General features: G+C 73.9%; 15 protein-coding genes. 4 read left to right on the top strand and 11 right to left on the bottom strand.

Features of this window, described 5'->3' with window-relative positions:
• Positions 1-12 precede the first annotated feature (12 nt).
• The 5 genes from msrA to AB0C26_RS22085 form a co-directional block, all read right to left on the bottom strand.
• Positions 13-516 (bottom strand): peptide-methionine (S)-S-oxide reductase MsrA, encoded by a 504-nt coding sequence (msrA, locus tag AB0C26_RS22105; protein ID WP_360250337.1) that lies wholly within the window; start codon positions 514-516, stop codon positions 13-15.
• A gap of 334 nt (positions 517-850) precedes the next feature.
• Complete coding sequence (locus AB0C26_RS22100) at positions 851-1,378, bottom strand: alpha/beta fold hydrolase (RefSeq protein ID WP_360250334.1); 528 nt, start codon at positions 1,376-1,378, stop codon at positions 851-853.
• Positions 1,379-1,442: 64 nt separating this feature from the next.
• The gene (locus AB0C26_RS22095; RefSeq protein WP_360250331.1) at positions 1,443-1,859 is read right to left on the bottom strand and encodes a TIGR03618 family F420-dependent PPOX class oxidoreductase; all 417 of its coding nucleotides are present in this window, start codon (positions 1,857-1,859) and stop codon (positions 1,443-1,445) included.
• 16 nt (positions 1,860-1,875) lie between these two features.
• Positions 1,876-2,052 (bottom strand): hypothetical protein, encoded by a 177-nt coding sequence (locus AB0C26_RS22090; RefSeq protein WP_360250328.1) that lies wholly within the window; start codon positions 2,050-2,052, stop codon positions 1,876-1,878.
• 71 nt (positions 2,053-2,123) lie between these two features.
• Positions 2,124-3,437 (bottom strand): NAD(P)/FAD-dependent oxidoreductase, encoded by a 1,314-nt coding sequence (locus tag AB0C26_RS22085; protein ID WP_360250325.1) that lies wholly within the window; start codon positions 3,435-3,437, stop codon positions 2,124-2,126.
• Positions 3,438-3,610: 173 nt separating this feature from the next.
• On the opposite strand from AB0C26_RS22085, the gene poxB reads away from it, so the two are divergent.
• The gene (gene poxB / locus AB0C26_RS22080) at positions 3,611-5,341 is read left to right on the top strand and encodes a ubiquinone-dependent pyruvate dehydrogenase (protein ID WP_360250322.1); all 1,731 of its coding nucleotides are present in this window, start codon (positions 3,611-3,613) and stop codon (positions 5,339-5,341) included.
• Here the strand turns inward: poxB and AB0C26_RS22075 are convergent.
• From AB0C26_RS22075 to AB0C26_RS22065, 3 genes are read right to left on the bottom strand one after another with little or no spacing between them, the layout of a single operon-like run.
• Positions 5,338-6,036: an SDR family NAD(P)-dependent oxidoreductase gene (locus AB0C26_RS22075; RefSeq protein ID WP_360250319.1), complete on the bottom strand. Its 699-nt coding sequence runs from the start codon at positions 6,034-6,036 to the stop codon at positions 5,338-5,340. The two genes, poxB and AB0C26_RS22075, sit on opposite strands and share 4 nt — an antisense overlap.
• Before the next feature lie 6 nt (positions 6,037-6,042).
• Positions 6,043-7,056 (bottom strand): zinc-binding dehydrogenase, encoded by a 1,014-nt coding sequence (locus AB0C26_RS22070; RefSeq protein ID WP_360250316.1) that lies wholly within the window; start codon positions 7,054-7,056, stop codon positions 6,043-6,045.
• Positions 7,053-7,670 carry a VOC family protein gene (locus AB0C26_RS22065; RefSeq protein ID WP_360250313.1) on the bottom strand — a complete coding sequence of 206 codons (618 nt, stop codon included), beginning with the start codon at positions 7,668-7,670 and terminating at the stop codon, positions 7,053-7,055. Before AB0C26_RS22065 ends, AB0C26_RS22070 begins: the two co-directional genes overlap by 4 nt.
• Positions 7,671-7,827: 157 nt before the next feature.
• On the opposite strand from AB0C26_RS22065, the gene AB0C26_RS22060 reads away from it, so the two are divergent.
• Genes AB0C26_RS22060 through AB0C26_RS22050 form a run of 3 tightly spaced genes read left to right on the top strand, consistent with a single transcriptional unit; the run spans position 7,828 to position 10,579 of the window.
• Positions 7,828-8,436 (top strand): muconolactone Delta-isomerase family protein, encoded by a 609-nt coding sequence (locus tag AB0C26_RS22060; RefSeq protein WP_360250310.1) that lies wholly within the window; start codon positions 7,828-7,830, stop codon positions 8,434-8,436.
• Entirely contained in the window at positions 8,433-9,860 is a 1,428-nt protein-coding gene (locus AB0C26_RS22055; protein ID WP_360250307.1) for a DHA2 family efflux MFS transporter permease subunit, read from the top strand. Before AB0C26_RS22060 ends, AB0C26_RS22055 begins: the two co-directional genes overlap by 4 nt.
• A gap of 8 nt (positions 9,861-9,868) precedes the next feature.
• Positions 9,869-10,579 carry an SDR family oxidoreductase gene (locus tag AB0C26_RS22050; RefSeq protein ID WP_360250304.1) on the top strand — a complete coding sequence of 237 codons (711 nt, stop codon included), beginning with the start codon at positions 9,869-9,871 and terminating at the stop codon, positions 10,577-10,579.
• Here the strand turns inward: AB0C26_RS22050 and AB0C26_RS22045 are convergent.
• The 3 genes from AB0C26_RS22045 to AB0C26_RS22035 are packed head-to-tail and all read right to left on the bottom strand — an operon-like array spanning position 10,569 to position 16,047.
• Positions 10,569-13,277, bottom strand: a complete 2,709-nt coding sequence (locus AB0C26_RS22045) for an AAA family ATPase (protein ID WP_360250301.1) — start codon at positions 13,275-13,277, stop codon at positions 10,569-10,571. The genes AB0C26_RS22050 and AB0C26_RS22045 overlap by 11 nt on opposite strands.
• Entirely contained in the window at positions 13,274-13,561 is a 288-nt protein-coding gene (locus tag AB0C26_RS22040) for a helix-turn-helix transcriptional regulator (RefSeq protein WP_360250299.1), read from the bottom strand. Before AB0C26_RS22040 ends, AB0C26_RS22045 begins: the two co-directional genes overlap by 4 nt.
• On the bottom strand, positions 13,465-16,047 hold the full coding sequence (locus AB0C26_RS22035; protein ID WP_360250296.1) for an ATP-binding protein: 2,583 nt from the start codon (positions 16,045-16,047) through the stop codon (positions 13,465-13,467). The genes AB0C26_RS22040 and AB0C26_RS22035 overlap by 97 nt, the downstream gene beginning before the upstream one ends.
• Between the last annotated feature and the right edge of the window lie 28 nt (positions 16,048-16,075).

Here is a 16,075-nt window from a genome sequence, read left to right as displayed (position 1 = left end):
GCTGCCGTGCGCTCAGCTGACGCGGCGGGGCAGCTTCCAGTCGGGGCGCGGGAAGTGGCAGGTGTAGCCGTTCGGGATGCGCTCCAGGTAGTCCTGGTGCTCCGGCTCGGCCTCCCAGAACGGGCCGGCCGCGGTCACCTCGGTGACCACCTTGCCCGGCCACAGCCCGGACGCCTCGACGTCGGCGATGGTGTCCTCGGCGACCCGCTTCTGCTCGTCGGTCTCGTAGAAGATCGCCGAGCGGTAGCTGGTGCCGACGTCGTTGCCCTGCCGGTTCAGCGTCGTCGGGTCGTGGATCTGGAAGAAGAACTCCAGCAGATCCCGGTACGACGTGACGGACGGGTCGAAGACGATCTCGATCGCCTCGGCGTGCCCGTCGTGGTTGTAGTACGTCGCGTTCGCGACCGTGCCGCCGGTGTACCCGACCCGCGTCGAGATCACTCCGGGGCGCTTGCGGATCAGATCCTGCATCCCCCAGAAACAGCCGCCGGCGAGAATCGCCTTCTCCGTGGCCATGGCGCACACCTCATTCGTAGTTTGTCCCCCAGCATTACCCTTCGGCGCCGCCGGGGCACTGTCATGTCGCTCACCTGAACGTCAGAACGGGCTTGATAGTTCCCGGCCGGCTGCCCTCCGGGTTTCCGAGCGCAACCGATCACGCACGTCGCCGTGGCGGGCCGAGCGCTCTGGGCGCGCCAGCGCCCAGCTCGGCTCGTCGCGGCCCTCGGCGGGAGCGACGGTCTGTACGCCCCACCCCGCTACGACAGCCGGCTTTGACCTTGGGCCTGAGGGTTGTGCCGGGTGAGGGGGTCAGCGGGAGAGGCCGAGGGCGGCCAGGGAGAGGGCGCGCTTACGGGATCAGGCGGTCGAGCAGGGGAAACTCATCGTAGACCTGGTTGTAGTCGCCGAAATGGCCGTCGTCGCGGACGATCTGGGTGCCGCCGAGGCGGTCGAACAGGGACCGGCCCTGGGTGGCGTCGCAACCGTAGGGATCCGAGCGGGAATTGATGAAGTACGGGTCCCGGACGTTGGCCCGGATGGCGTCCCAGTCGTAGCCGGGACGCAGGACCGGCTCCTCGCCGTCGTTGGGCGGGGTGCAGTAACCGGCCACCAGCACAGCCTGGGCCGCGGGCCGGCGCTCCAGGATCGCCAGCAGCAGGGCGGCGCCGCCGGAGTGGCCCACCAGCACGGTCTGCGGGTCGAAGGTGTGCGCCTCGAGGACCTTCGGCAGGAACGTGTCGATGGGTTCGACGTTGAGGGTGGGGTAGTGCGGCACCTCGACGGCGTAGCCGCGGGCGGTCAGCCGATCGGCCAGCCAGGGATACCAGGCGACTCCGGGGTTGCCGCCGGTGCCGTGGAAGATGATCGCCTTACGCATGGGCGGAGGATAAGGCATCGATCCGCGACCATGGGGGAGGCGACGGGCTTCCCGGGTGTGCGGCTCAGTTGGCGTAGACGCGGGCGGGGGTGATCAGGACCGCCACGCGGCCCTGGTCGCGCATGACCCGGTCGTACTCGTCCCAGTCGTCGTGGGTGCCGCCGGCCGCCGAGAAGATCTCGCGCAGCAGGAGGCGCAGCGCCTCGGCGCCCGCCTCGGGGCCGACCACCTCGGCCCGGCCCTCGACCGCGGCCCACTGCCAGCCGCTGCGGAACGTCACGGTCAGCTGCGGCCGCGCCCTGAGGTTGGCCAGCTTCACCTTCCCGTACGTCACGAAAGCCAGCACCGGAGCATCCCGCTGGATGATCCCGGTGTTCACCAGTGAGCTCTGGATCGTCTGGTCCGCGCGCAGCGTGGACACCACGGCCAGGCCGCTCTCGGCCCGGCTCAGCTCCCACGCCTGCTCCACCGTCATCGCCATGGGCGAACGCTACCGCCTACCAGGCGCCGGCCAGCGCCGCGACACCGCCGACCGCCGTCGCGGCCGTGCAGGCGGTCAGCAGCGCGGCCGACAGCTGCCGGGCTCGCCGGTGGTCGGCGGCGCCCGGTTGGTCGAGGAACGCCGCCAGCACGCCCCACGAGATTGCCAGTGCGCCGAGAACGAAGCCGAACATCGGCACAGCGTGCCGGTCGTGACCGCACGCGGCGTCCAATTCGGGGTGACCGGCCGGTGAACAGCAGACGGTCATTTGCGGAGGCCGTGCAGGGCCTGGACATAGATCTCCGAGAAGGTGGGGAACGGCTGGATCGTGTCGCGCAGGATGTCGAGCGGCACCTTGGCCCGGATGGCCAGGGTGGCCTGCTGAAGCCACTCGCCGGCCTCCGGGCCGAGCGCGCACGCGCCGGTGAGCACGGATCCGTCGGAGAACAGTGTCAGGAAGCCGTGCGACTCGGCGTACCGGCGCGTGTAGGCCGCGGTCTTGGCGACGTCCTTGAGGGCCACAGTGGAGCTGACGGCGCCCGACGTCGCACCGACCGCGGCGGCTTGCGGGTCGGTGAAGACCACCCGGGGTACGGCGGTGTAGTCGACCTTGCGCGGGCGGCCGTAGATGTTGTCGGCCACGACCTCGCCCTGATATTTCCCGACATGCGTCAGCATGAACTGGCCGGTGGCGTCGCCGACGACCCAGAGGTTGGGCGCGGCCCGCAGATACTCGTCCACCGGGATGCCCTTTTTGTTCGGCACGATCCCGACGGTTTCCAAGCCGATCCCCTCGACGCGAGGCGCCCGCCCGGTGGCCACCAGAAGCCGGTCACCCCGCAACTCCTGACCGTCATCCAACGTCAGGACATAGTCGGAATCGTCCCGGCGGGCGCCGATCGCACGAGGGCCCAGGGCGAGCGACACGCCGTCGGAACGCAGGGCGGCGGTGAGGGCGTGACCCAACTGCGCGGGCTCGTGCGGGAGAACCCGGTCACCGTGGGCGGTGAGCACGACGGAGCCGCCGAGACGCCGTACGGCCTGGGCCATCTCCACCCCCACCGGCCCGGCGCCGAGAATCACCAGCCGTCGTGGCACCTGTTTCATCCCGGTCACCTCGCGGTTGGTCCAGACGTCGAGCTCGCGCAGACCCGGAATCGGCGGGATGATCGGCGACGCCCCGTTGGCCAGCACCACGTGCTCGGCCGTGTAGCGGACCCCGGCCACCTCGACCGCCCCCGGCCCGGCCAGCCGCGCGCTGCCCCGGATGAGCGCGATCCCCGCCCCCGCCAGCCACCGCTCCTGGCCCGCGTCCGAATAGTCCGAGACCATGAAGTCGCGCCAGGCCAGGGCCCGTTTCACGTCGACCTCGGCGGTCGACTCGGCGTCCCGGGCCGCCTGCACGGCCTCACCCGGCCGCAGCAGGGTCTTCGACGGGATGCAGGCGTAGTACGAGCACTCGCCACCGACCAGCTCCCGCTCGACCAGCGCCACCCGCAGGCCGCCCTCGGCCAGTGCCCCGGCGCAGTGCTCACCCGGCGACCCGCCGCCGACCACGATCACGTCGTAATCGCTCATACCCGATGCCTCCCCAGATCGATGTGCTCCCCTTCACCCTGGCCGACGTCCCGGGCCACCGGTACCGGTGGAAGACCCTGGTGTCGCGTATCCCGGGGGTTTACCCGGGCGCCGAACCAGTGCCGGGCGGACGACGGTGGAGTTCGGTATTCCGCACACTCACGGGAGACGCGATGACCCTCGCCGACCACATCGTCGCCACGCTCAAGGCGTCCGGCGTCAGCCGGATCTACGGACTGCCGGGCGACTCGCTCAACGGCCTGACCGATGCCCTGCGCCGCGACGGCGGCATCACGTGGCAGCACGTCCGCCACGAGGAGGCCGCGGCCTTCGCGGCGGCCGGGGAGGCCGCCGTCACCGGGGAGCTCGCGGTCTGCGCGGCCAGCTGCGGGCCCGGCAACCTGCACCTGATCAACGGGCTGTTCGACGCCCAGCGCAGCGGCGTGCCGGTCCTCGCGATCGCCGCCCACATCCCGCGGGCGGAGATCGGCACCGGGTTCTTCCAGGAGACCCACCCGCAGGAGCTGTTCCGCGAGTGCAGCGTCTACAGCGAGATGGTCAGCGTTCCCGAGCAGCTGCCCGGTGTCCTGCGCATCGCCATGCGGGCGGCGGTCGAGCGGCGGGGCGTCGCCGTGATCGTGGTGCCGGGCGAGGTGTTCGGGGCGACGGTCCCGGCCGAGGTGACCCCCGTCCGGCCCGCGCGGTCGGTGCACCGGCCGGCCGAGGCCGACCTGGCCGCCGCGGCCGAACTGCTCAACGGCGCCGAGCGGGTCACCATCCTGGCCGGGGCCGGTTGTGAGGGCGCGCACGGCGAGCTGACCGCCGTCGCCGGGCGGCTCCAGGCGCCGATCGTGCACGCCTTGCGGGGCAAGGAGTTCGTGGAGTACGACAACCCGTACGACGTCGGCATGACCGGCCTGCTGGGCTTCCCGTCGGGGTACCGGGCGATGGAGCACTGCGACGTGCTGCTCATGCTGGGCACCGATTTCCCCTACCGGCCCTTCTACCCGGCGCACGCCAAGGTGGTGCAGGTCGACGTGCGGGGCGAGCGCGTCGGCCGCCGGGTGCCGGTCGACGTGCCGCTGGTCGGCACGGTCAAGGACACCGTGGCCGCGCTGCTGCCGCGCCTGACGGACGGCCGCGACGGTGAGCACCTGGACCGGATGGTCGAGCACTACCGGCGGACCCGGCGCCGGTTCGACGCCCTCGCCCACTCCGGCCGCGCCGGGCGCACGCTGCACCCGCAGGCCCTCGTCGCGGCGGTCGACCGGATCGCGTCCGAGGACGCCGTCTTCCTGGCCGACGTCGGCACGCCCACCCTCTGGTCGGCGCGCTACCTGAGGATGAACGGCCGGCGCCGGCTGATCGGCTCGTTCAACCACGGCACGATGGCCAACGCGCTGCCGCAGGCGATCGGCGTGCAGGCCGCGCAGCCGGGACGGCAGGTCGTCACCTTCTCCGGCGACGGCGGCCTCGCCATGCTCCTCGGCGAGCTGCTCACCCTGCGCCAGCAGCGGCTGCCGGTGAAGGTCGTGGTGCTGAACAACGAGGCGCTGGCCTTCGTCGAGCTCGAGATGAAAGCCGACGGCATCGTCAACTACGGCACCGGCCTCGACAACCCGAACTTCGCCGAGGTGGCGCGGTCGGTCGGTCTCTTCGGGGTACGGGTGGAGACCGCCGGCGAGCTCGACGGCGCGCTGGAGAAGGCGTTCGCGCACGACGGCCCGGCCGTCGTCGACGCCCGCGTCGTGCGGCACGAGCTGGCCATCCCGCCCAAGGTGAGCGTGGCCCAGGCGTCCGGTTTCGCGCTGTGGGCGACCCGCTCGATCCTCGGCGGGGCCGGCGACGACGTGCTCGAGGTCGCCGGCGCCAACCCGCGCGAGGTCGCGACCGAGTTCGCCTAGTTTCTCCCGGCCGTCCGGACCAGCATCTCGCTGACCGCGACCCGGCCGTCGCGGCTGACCATGTAGAGGACCGCGTCCGCGACCTCCTCGGCCAGCAGCGGCCCGGCCGGGGCGCCGGGGGCGACCAGGCCGACCCGTACCCGCTCCTCGAGCAGTTCCTGCCGCAACGACTCGGTGAAGCCGGTGAGGCCGAACCGGGTGAGGGTGTAGACGCTGGCGCCCGGCTGGGCGACCCGCCCGGCCGTGGAACTCACATTGACGATGTCGGCCACCTCGCGCGGCGAGGTGGCCGCCGCGTCGATCAGGTGCGGCACCGCCGCGTGGGTGACGTGCAGCACCGCCGACACGTTGAGCGCGACCATCCGGTTCCACTCCTCGAGCGTGGTGTGCAGCGCGGTGCCCAGCAGCATGACGCCGGCGTTGTTGACCAGCATGTCGATGCGCCCGAACCGGTCGAGCGCGTCCTGGACGGCCCGTTCCGCCTGGTCCGGGTCCGTGAGGTCGGCCTGGACCGCCACCGCGTGCCCGCCCAGCGCCGTGACGTCCTCGACCACGCCGGTGAGACGGTCGGGGCGGCGGGCCACGGCCGCCACCGCCGCGCCCTCCCGGGCCAGCCGGCGCGCGGTGGCGGCCCCGATGCCGCCGCTCGCCCCCGTGACCAGCGCCACCGTCCCGCTCAGGAGGGTGTCCACCATGGCCGTTCAACCCCTCACGTCGAGGACGGCGCGGAAACGCACGTCGCCGGAGATCATCCGTTCGTACGCCTTGGCGGCCTCGCCGAGCGGGAACACCTCGTTGTAGGAACGGATCGCGTGGCGCAGCGTGAACCGCAGGTTCTCCTCGTTCTCGATCGCCGTGCCGGTCAGGCTGCCGCGGATCCGGTGACTGCCGAAGATCAGCTGCTCCGGGCGTACCTGAAGCGGCTCCGGGTCGGCCCCGACGACGACCAGCTCGCCGCCCCGCCCGAGCCCCGGTATCAGGCCCGACATCGCCGCCCCGGCCGCGGCGGTCGCGACGATGACCGCCGCGCCGCCGAGCCGTCGCAGCGCCTCGCCGGGATCCTCGGCCCGGCTGTCGATGTACTCGTCGGCGCCGAGCTCGGCCGCGAGCTCCCGCTTGGCCGGGCCCCGGCCGATCGCGGCGACCCGGTGACCCAGCGCCCGGGCGTACTGGATGCCCAGATGACCCAGGCCGCCGATGCCCTGCACCGCGACCAGCGAACCCGGCCGGGCCCTCCCCGCCAGCAGCGCGCTGTACATGGTCAGGCCGGCACAGAGCAGTGGCGCGTCGTTCACGGTCTCGGTTCCCAAGGGGATCCGGACCAGGCCGGTGGCCCGGGCGTACGTCACCTCGGCGTAGCCGCCGTCGACCGTCGTGCCGGTCAGCGGCTGGTCGGCGCAGTTGAGGAAGTCGCCCCACCGGCAGGCCTCGCAGGTGGTGTCCGGGCCGCCGAGGAAGCCGGCGCCGACCCGGTCGCCCACCTTCCACGACGGGTCGACCCCCTCGCCGACCGCGCCGATCCGGCCGATGATCTCGTGGCCGGGCACGATCGGCGCCGACCGGTCGCCCTCGACCGCCAGCGCGTCGGTGTGGCAGACCCCGCACGCCTCCACGTCGATGAGCACCTGGCCCGGCGGCGGGTCGTGGCGCTCGCGCTCGACCAGTTCGAAGCGGCGGTGACCGGTGGCGACCACCGCGCGGTACGTGTCGCTCACCGGGGGAGCTCCTGACCGGACTGCTCCTTGACGATGTAGTCGGCGTACCAGGACGGCCAGTCCGGATCCTCGGCGCCGGTACGGGCCTCGTGCTCGCCGTGCGCGGCCGCGGCCCGGCGCAGCGCGGCGGCCAGATCGCTCGCGGAGGAGAACGCGGTGACCGACGGGTCGAGCCGGCCCGGCAGCCGAGTGGTGATCTCCTGGAGCAGCCAGCCGTTGCCGTCGGGGTCGCTGAACGACAGGAACGAGCCGTAACTGGCGTTGCCCTCGGCCGGCCCGGCCACCCGCTCGGCGGTGCCGCCGTGGTGGAAGACGCCGCCGGTGTCGTGGAAGACCTCACTCGGCTCGGCCCCGGCCCGTTTGAGCTCGTCGTGCGCGGCGGCGATGTCGTTCACGATCAGGTGCAGCCCCTGCGCGGTGCCGGGCTGCTGGTCCGTCACCGAGGTGCCGAAGATGACCGAGGCCGGCGAGCCCGGGGGAGTCACCTGCACCACCCGGAAGCTCTCGCTCGTGGCCAGATCGGCGTCGAGGCGCCACCCGAGGCCCGTGTAGAACGCCTTGGCCCGGTCGACGTCCGACACCCCGATCACGACGACTTCCAGCTTCATGTCCATGGCCCACTCCTCCTGCGTTGGTGGACCGAGCCTGCCGCCCCGCGGCGCCGGGACACACCGGTGAGACTCCCTGGGCACGCGGGGCCAGGGAGTGCCACGGGTCCCACGGACCGGTTGCCTGACGGAGGGTGGAACACAGCACGACGAGGGGAGCGACATGGAATTCCTGGTCACGATGACCACCAGGGTGCCGGCCGGCACCACCGAGGACGAGGTGGCCGACATGCGGGCCCGGGAAGCGGCGAACACCGCCCGGCTCGCGGCTCAGGGGCAGATCCGGCGGCTGTGGCGGCCGCCGCTGGGCCCGGGGGAGTGGCGCTCGATCGGGCTGTTCGCGGCCGATGACCCGGACGAGCTGGAGGCCGCGCTGGCCAGGATGCCGTTGCGGGTGTGGCGTACCGACGAGGTGACGCCGCTGACGGCGTTCCCCAACGACCCGGGGGCGGGGCGGGTGCCGCTCCAGCCGGGTGCCCGGGAGTTCCTGGTCAACTTCACGATCCAGGTTCCCGAGGGTACGCGCCGGGAGGCGGCCGAGGAGCGATTCGAGCAGGAGGCCGCGCAGACCCGGCGGCTGGCCGGCGAGGGACGGCTCGTACGGCTGTGGACCGCGCCCGGCGGCCGGGGGGTGGGCCTGTGGCAGGCCAGCGGCGAGGACCAGATGCGGCACCTGCTCGGGTCGCTGCCGCTCGCGGACTGGCTGACCACCGAGACGGTGCCGCTGACCCCGCACCCCAGCGATCCGGCCACCCTGGCGGCGGCGCGGTGATCGCGCTGCGCGGCCCGGCCGGCCGGGCGCTGATCGCCGCGACCGTGCTCGCCTCGGCGGTCGGCTTCATCGACGCGTACATGATCAATGTGGCGATTCCGGCCATCGGCGAGGACCTGGGCGCGAGCGTGAGCGAGCTCCAATGGGTGCTGACCGGCTATCTGGTGACGGTGGCGTCGCTGCTGCTGCTGTCCGGGGCGCTGGCCGACCACTTCGGCCGCCGGCGGGTGCTCGCGGCCGGGCTGCTCGTCATGCTGGCCGCCTCGCTCGCCTGCGCCGCCGCCCCGAACGTGGGGACGCTGATCGCGGCCCGGGTCGTGCAGGGCGCGGGCGGGGCGCTGGTCGTGCCGAGCAGCCTGGCCCTGCTCAACGGCACGCTGCGCGGCCCGGACCGGGCCCGGGGCATCGGGATCTGGGCCGGCGTCTCCACGCTCGGCACCACCCTGGGCCCGTACGGCGGTGGGTGGCTCGTCGACCACGCGTCCTGGCGCTACGTCTTCCTGCTCAACGTGCCACTCATCCTGGCCGCGCTCGTGCTGCTGCGCCTCGTGCCCGATGTGGACACCGGACGGCGGCCGCTGAGCGTGGACGTGGCCGGCGCGCTGCTGGCGGTGGCCGGCCTGGGCGGGGTCATCTACGCCCTCACCGCGGGCGCCGAGCGCGGCTGGGCGAGCGGGCCCGTCCTGGCCTCGGCGGTCCTCGGGGTGGCCTGCCTGGCCGCGCTGGTGCCGGTCGAACGGCGGTTGCCGCGGCCCATGCTGCGGCCCGAACTGTTCCGGTCACGGCCGTTCGACGCCATCAACGCGGCGACCGTGCTGTTCTACGGCGCTCTGGGTGCGGTGAGCTACCTGGTGATCCTGCAATGCCAGCTCCAGCTCGGCTACAGCGCGACCGAGGCCGGCGCCGCCCTCATCCCCGAGTCGGCCGTCTTCCTGCTGGTGTCGCCGTTCGTCGGTGGCCTGGTGGCCCGGGTCGGCACCCGCTGGCCGATGGCCGGCGGCATCCTGATCGTCGCGGCCGGCTTCGCCTGGCTCTCGGCCGCGAGCCCCGGACAGCCGTACACCCAGGCGATCCTGCCCGGCGCGCTGCTGTTCGGCCTCGGGCTCGGCCTGGCCGTCGCGCCGCTCACGGCCGGGGTGCTGGCCGCCGTGGACGACAGCGACCTGGGCGAGGCCTCGGCCGTCAACGACGCCGCGTCCCGGGTCGGCGGAGTCGTGCTGGTGGCGCTCGTGCCGCTGCTGCTCGGCGCCCGCGGCGCCACCGACCTCACGCGGCCGCTGGCCGACAACTACCAGTTCGCGATGCTCGTGCTGGCCGGGGTGACCGCCATCGCGGCCGTCCTCACCGCCGTCTTCGTGCCCAGCCGCCGGGCCACCCAGCAACCGCTCGCCCCCAATCCGCGCCTGCAAGCCTGCGCCGTCTAGGAGGACTCATGAGAACTCTCGACCAGAGCACCGTCGTCGTCATCGGCGGCACCTCCGGCATCGGGCTGGAGACGGCCCGCCAGGCCCGCGCGGCCGGCGCGAACGTCATCGTCACCGGCCGCGACGAGGGCCGCCTCAAGGAGGTCGGCGGCGAACTCGGGGTGACCGCCGTCCGGCTCGACCTGGCCGACCTGGACGGCTTCTTCGACACGCTGCCCACGCCCCTCGACCACGTGCTGCTCAGCGGCCCCGGCCCGGCCTACGCGCCGATCGCCGAGATGGACTTCGCGGTGGCCCGTGAGCAGATCGACGATCATCTCGTCGGCGCCCTGCGGGTCGCCCGCGAGACCGCGGCCCGGGCCCGGTCGGGTGGTTCCCTCACCCTCATCACCGGTACCGGCGCCCGCCGCCCCGGCAAGGGACTGATCCTGGCCGCCATCGGGACCGCGGCGCTGTCGGCCATCACGGCCAACGCGGCCCTGGAACTGGCCCCGCTGCGGGTCAACGCGGTCGCCGCCGGCTTCGTCGACACGCCGCTGTCGGCCCGCCTGCTCGGCGACCAGCTCGAGGCGCGCCGGGCCGAACTACGGGCGAGTCTGCCGATCGGCCGGGTCGTCGGCCCCGGCGACGTGGCCGCGCTGATCCTCCAGCTGATGAGCAACGACGCCCTGACCGGCGCCACCTACGACGTGGACGGCGGCCAGCAGCTCATTCCGTGACGTCGCCGGCCGGCAGGACGTCGCGCAGTTGACGGCGGGAGTCGATGCCCAGCTTCCCGAAGATCTTGCGCAGATGCCATTCGACGGTACGGGGGCTCAGGAACAGCCGTTCGCCGACCTCCGGGTTGGAGTAGCCGTCGCGGGCCAGCAGGGCGATCTGACGCTCCTGGGCGGTCAGTTCCTCGCCGGCCGCCGCCGGGGCGGCCCGGCGGCGGACCGCCTCGCCGGTGGCCAGCAACTCCCGGCGGGCGCGCTCGGCGAAGGCCTCCATGCCGATGGCCACGAACATCTCGTACGCGGTGTGCAGGTGCTCGCGGGCCTCGAGCCGCTGCCGGCGCCGCCGCAGCCATTCGCCGAACACGAGATGGGCCCGGGCCAGCTCGGTACGCAGCGGGGTGCGTTCCAGCCGCTCGACCGCCTCCCGGTAAAGCGCCTCGGCCTCCGGCCCGTCGGCCATCAGCGCCCGGCTGCGGGCCTCGACGCCGCCGGCGAAGTCGGTGGCGAACGGTGCGGTCGCCTCGACCAGCCGGTCGAGCGCCTCCCGGGCGATCTCCGCCTCCCCGGACCGCGACGCCGCCTCGACGAGCTCCGGCAGAAGCCACGTCGACAGACCGGGCTCGGCCAGGTACGTGGTGGACCGCGCGGCCCGCACCGCCTCCGGGTAACGGGCCAGCCCGTTGTAGAGCACAGCGGCCGCCCACTGCCCGGCCGTGACACCCATGCCCAGGCCGGCGGCGGCCGAGCTCTCGACGGTGGCCGCGACCAGCGCCGTGGTCTCCGGCTCCCGCCCGCGCAGGGACAGCAGCCGCAGCTGCGCGTACGGGGGCAGGGGAATGCCGCTGGCGGCGGCGACGGCGTCGGCCTCCGCGATGAAGGCGGCCGTCGCCTCGAAGTCACCCGTCCACGAGCTGGCGTAGCCGACCACGGTCAGCAGGTACGGCAGCTCCCGCAGCGCGTAGGCGTCGCGCACGATCCGGGTCCAGCGCTCGGACGTCTCCCGCATGGCCACGTCGTCCCAGACGGCGGCGTTGACCCCGGTCGCCACCCAGCCCCAGCGCAGCACGTCCGCCGGGGGAAGCTCGGTGAGCGCGGCGGCGGCCCGGCGCAGCACGTCGGCCGCGGCCGCCCGGCCGTCGGTCACGAGCAGCGTGTAGCCCTCCAGCAGCAGGTCGAGCGGGCCGGGGTCGGCCGGTGGGGTGAGGCGCCGGACGGCCCGCGACACCGCGAGCAGGGCCTCCGGATCGGCGACGCTGACGGCGATGCCGTACGCGGTCAGGTAGATCTCGCGGGCCAGCCGAGGATCGACCGCCTCCAACTGCCGGGCGGCTTGGACGGTGCGGGCGGTGGCATCCGCGCCGCGACCGGAGGCGAAGGCCACCTGGCCGTGCAACACGCCGGCCCGGCCCGACTGAAGGCCGTCGAGCGGCCGGCCGCGCAGCGCGCTCAACATCCGGCCGACGCCCTCGAGATCGCCGGCCTGGAAACTCGCCTCGGCCGCGGCCAGAATCCGGTCGGCGCGGCGGGCCGGATCGGCGGTCAGCGCCACCGCGCGCCGGAGAAAGGCGGCCGCCGCGGCGATCCCGCCGCGCGCCTGGGCCCGGCCGGCGGACTGCTCCAGTTCGGCCGCGACGGCCTCGTCGGGCCCGGGCGCGGCGGACGCGAGATGCCAGGCACGGCGGTCGGGATCGGCCGCCGGGTCGGTCACCTCGGCCAGGGCCAGATGAACGGCGCGGCGCTCGGCGGGGGACGCCGCCCGGTAGACCGCGGAACGCACCAGCGGATGCCGGAAGGTGACGCGGTGGTCGACGGCCAGCAGCCCGTCCGTGGCGTCGATGTCGAGGCCGGCGCCGAGCCGGGCGGCGGCGTCGCGCACCAGATCCGGGTCGCCCGCCGGCTCGGCCGCCGCGACCAGCAGCAGCGTGCGGGCCGGGCCGGAGAGCGCCCGGACCCGTTCCAGGAAGCTCTCCTCGATCTGGCCGGGCAGCGTCTCGGCGTCGAGCAGGTCGAAACCCCCGGCCAGCCGGGTGGTGCCGAGTCCGCGGGGGAGCTCGACCAGGGCGAGCGGGTTGCCGTGGGTCTCGGCCACTATCCGCTCGCGGACGCCGCGGTCGAGCGGCGCGTGCGTGACCGAGTCGAGCAGGTCGTGCGCGTCGGCGTCGCTGAGCCCGGTCACCTCCCGCTCGGGCAGCCCGCGCAGCTCGGGACCGGGCTGCCGGGCCGCGAACAGGATGGCGATGGACTCGGCGAGCAGCCGGCGCGCGACGAAGCCGAGAACCTGGGCCGAGGCCCGGTCCAGCCATTGGGCGTCGTCGACGGCGCAGATCAGCGGCTGTTCCTCCGAGACACCGGAGAGCAGGTCGAGGGTGGCCAAACCGACCAGGAACGGATCGGGCGGCGCGCCCGCACGCATGCGAAAGACGGTCTCGAGCGCCTCGCGCCGCGGCGCCGGAAGTCGCGGGAGCCGGTCGAGCAGGGGCAGAAGCAACTGGTGCAGGGCGGCGAAAGGCAGCTCCATCTCCGACTCGACCCCGATCGCGCGGAGGACCCGGAACCCGGTGGCGGCCCTCTCGGCGTACTCGAGGATGACGGTTTTGCCGATGCCCGCGGCGCCCCGCACCACAAGCACGCGGCTCTCACCCGCCCGAACGGCGGCGATCATCTCTTCGAGCACGGCGCGCTCAGCGGCCCGGTCGATCACACGGACACCTCGTTCGCGGCGCCGGGCAGAACGTCACGCAGCTGGCGCCGGGACTCGATGCCCAGCTTGCCGAAGACCTTCCGGAGGTGCCATTCGACGGTACGGGGACTCAGGAAAAGCCGCTCGCCGACCTCCGAGTTGGAGTAGCCGTCGCGGACGAGCAGGGCGATCTGGCGCTCCTGGGCGGTCAGGTCCTCGCCGGCGGCCGGTCGATCCGCACGCCGGCGTACCGTCTCGCCGGTGGCGAGCAGCTCGCGCCGGGCGCGCTCGGCGAAGGCCTCCATGCCGACGGCCACGAGCATGTCGTACGCGACGCGCAGCTCCGCCCGGGCCTCGACCCGCTTGTGGTGGCGGCGTAGCCACTCGCCGTACAGCAGGTGAGCGCGCGCCAGTTCGGTCCGCAGCTTCGTCCGCCCCAGCCGGTCGATCGCCTCGCGGTAGAGGCGGTCAGCCTCGTCGCCCTCGGCGAGCAGGGCTGATTGCGGGCCTGAAGGCCTCGCGGGAAATCGCCGTCGAACGGCGCCGTGGTCTCGACCAGCCGCTCCAGAGCGGCCCGGGCCACGCCGAGCTCGCCGGCCCGGCCGGCCGCCTCGATCAGCTCGGGCAGGATCCAGATGGAGTGCCAGGGATCGTGCTTCTCCCCGGCCTCGACGGCGTAGCGCATCGCCTCGGGGTACCGGGCCAGGCCGTTGTAGAGGATCGCGGCCGACCATCGGGCGGCGGTCATGCCCGCGCCGACACCGGCGGCGGCCGAGGCGCGCAGCGTGTCGGCGACGAGGCCGGCCGTCTCGGCCTCGCGTCCCTGAAGGGCCCGCAACCGCATGATGATGTACGGCGGGGGTGCGGCCCGGCGGGTCGCCTCCGAGATGGTGCGGCCCTCGTCGTACGTGGCCTCGGCTTCCTCGAAATCGCCGGCCCAGAGCAGGGCGTGGCCGAGAGCGATCAGGTTTTCCGGCAGGCTCTGCAGCGCGCCCGCCTCCCGCACGAGCCGAACCTGGCGGGCCGCCATCGTGCCCAGTCCCTCCATGTCCCAGACGCCGACGAAGGCGGCGGTCGAGGCCCGGCCCCAGCCGACCACGTCGGCCAGCGGCATGTCGAGGATGGCCCCCGCCGCCCGGTGCAGCATCGGCGCGGCGGCGGCGCGGCCGTCGGTCACCATGCGGGCCACGGCGTCCACGATGAGGTCGAGCGGGTCGTCCCCGCCGGGAGGCAGCACCTCGAGGGCGTTGCGCGAGACCGCCAGCAGCAGGTCCGGGTCGGCGGCGACGTTCGCCATGGCCCACGCGTGCAGAAACGTCTGGCGCGCCAGTCGCGGCTGCGGACCGGCGAACCGCTCGGCGGCGCTCAGCAGCAACGGTACGGCCGCGGCGGGCCCACCGCCGGAGGCATAGGTGAGCTGGGCCCGCAGCACACCGGCGCGGCCCTCGTCCACCGCGTCGAGTGGCCGGGCCCGGACGGCGGCGACCAACCGGCGCACGTCGGCGAACTCGCCGGCCCGCAGCGCGGCCTCGGCGGCGGCGAGCATCCGGCCCGTACGGCGTGGGGCGTCGGCGCTCAGGGCCACCGCGCGCTGCAGGAACGCGGCCGCCGCGGCCACCCCGCCGCGCGCCTGGGCCCGGCCGGCGGAACGCTCGAGCTCGGCCGCGACCTCCTCGTCCGGACCGGAAGCGGCGGCGGCGAGATGCCAGGCGCGCCGATCCGGCGCGGCCGACGGGTCGGTGGCCTCGGCCAGGGCGAGGTGCACGGCCCGCCGCTGCTCGGCGTCGGCGGCGCGGTACACCGCCGAGCGCACCAGGGGATGGCGGAAGGTGACCCGGTCGCCGATGGTGAGCAGCCCGTCGGCCCGGTCGGCCGCGAGGGGAACGCCGAGCCGGGCGGCGGCCCGGCCGACCAGGGCGGGATCGCCGGCGGGTTCCGCGGCCGCCAGCAACAGCAGCAGACGGATCGGCGCGGGCAGCTCGGCGGCGCGGGCGAGGAAGCTCTCCTCGATCTGGCCGGGCAGCGCCCCGGCGTCCAGCAGCCCGAGCCCACCGGCCATCCGGGTCGCGGACAGCCCGCGCGGCAGTTCGATGAGGGCGAGCGGGTTGCCCTGTGTCTCGGCCACGATCCGCTCGCGGATGCTCCGGTCGAGCGGGGCGTGTGTGACCGAGCCGAGCAGGAGGTGCGCGTCCGCCTCGGGCAGGCCGGTGACTTCCAGCTCGGGCAGGTCCCGCAAGTCAGGGCCGGGCGTGCGGGCGGAGAACAGCAGCAGGATCGACTCGGCCAGCAGGCGCCGGGCGACGAAGCCGAGTACCTGCGCCGACGCCTGGTCGAGCCATTGCCCGTCGTCGACCACGCAGAGCAGAGGGCCGCGCTCGGACGCGTCCGACAGGAGGTTGAGGACGGCCACACCCACCAGGAGCGGGTCGGGCGCGGGGCCCTCTCGCATCCGGAAGACGACCTCGAGCGCGGCGCGGCGCGGCCCCGGCAGCTCGGCCAGGCCGTCCAGCAGCGGCAGCAGCAGCTGATGAAGGGCCGCGAACGCCAGCTCCATGTCGGACTCGACGCCGGTCGTACTCAGCACGCGAAGTCCGGTGGCGGTCGTCCGCGCGTAGTCCAGGAGAGCGGTTTTGCCTATCCCGGCGCCTCCGCGCAGGACGAGCACGCGGCTCTGGCCGAGGCCGACCGCCTGGACCATGTCGTCGATGGCGGCGCGTTCCACCTTCCGGTCGACGAGTGCGGTGCCGGTCGTCCCCGGCCGCCCGCCACGTCCGTAACGCTCTTGCCGCACGAGCTCTCCCCGGGCTGAGCAGGCCTGA

The organism is Actinoplanes sp. NPDC048796, from assembly GCF_040650035.1.
Lineage (GTDB): Bacteria > Actinomycetota > Actinomycetes > Mycobacteriales > Micromonosporaceae > Actinoplanes.
This window is presented reverse-complemented; position numbering and strand designations above follow the sequence as displayed.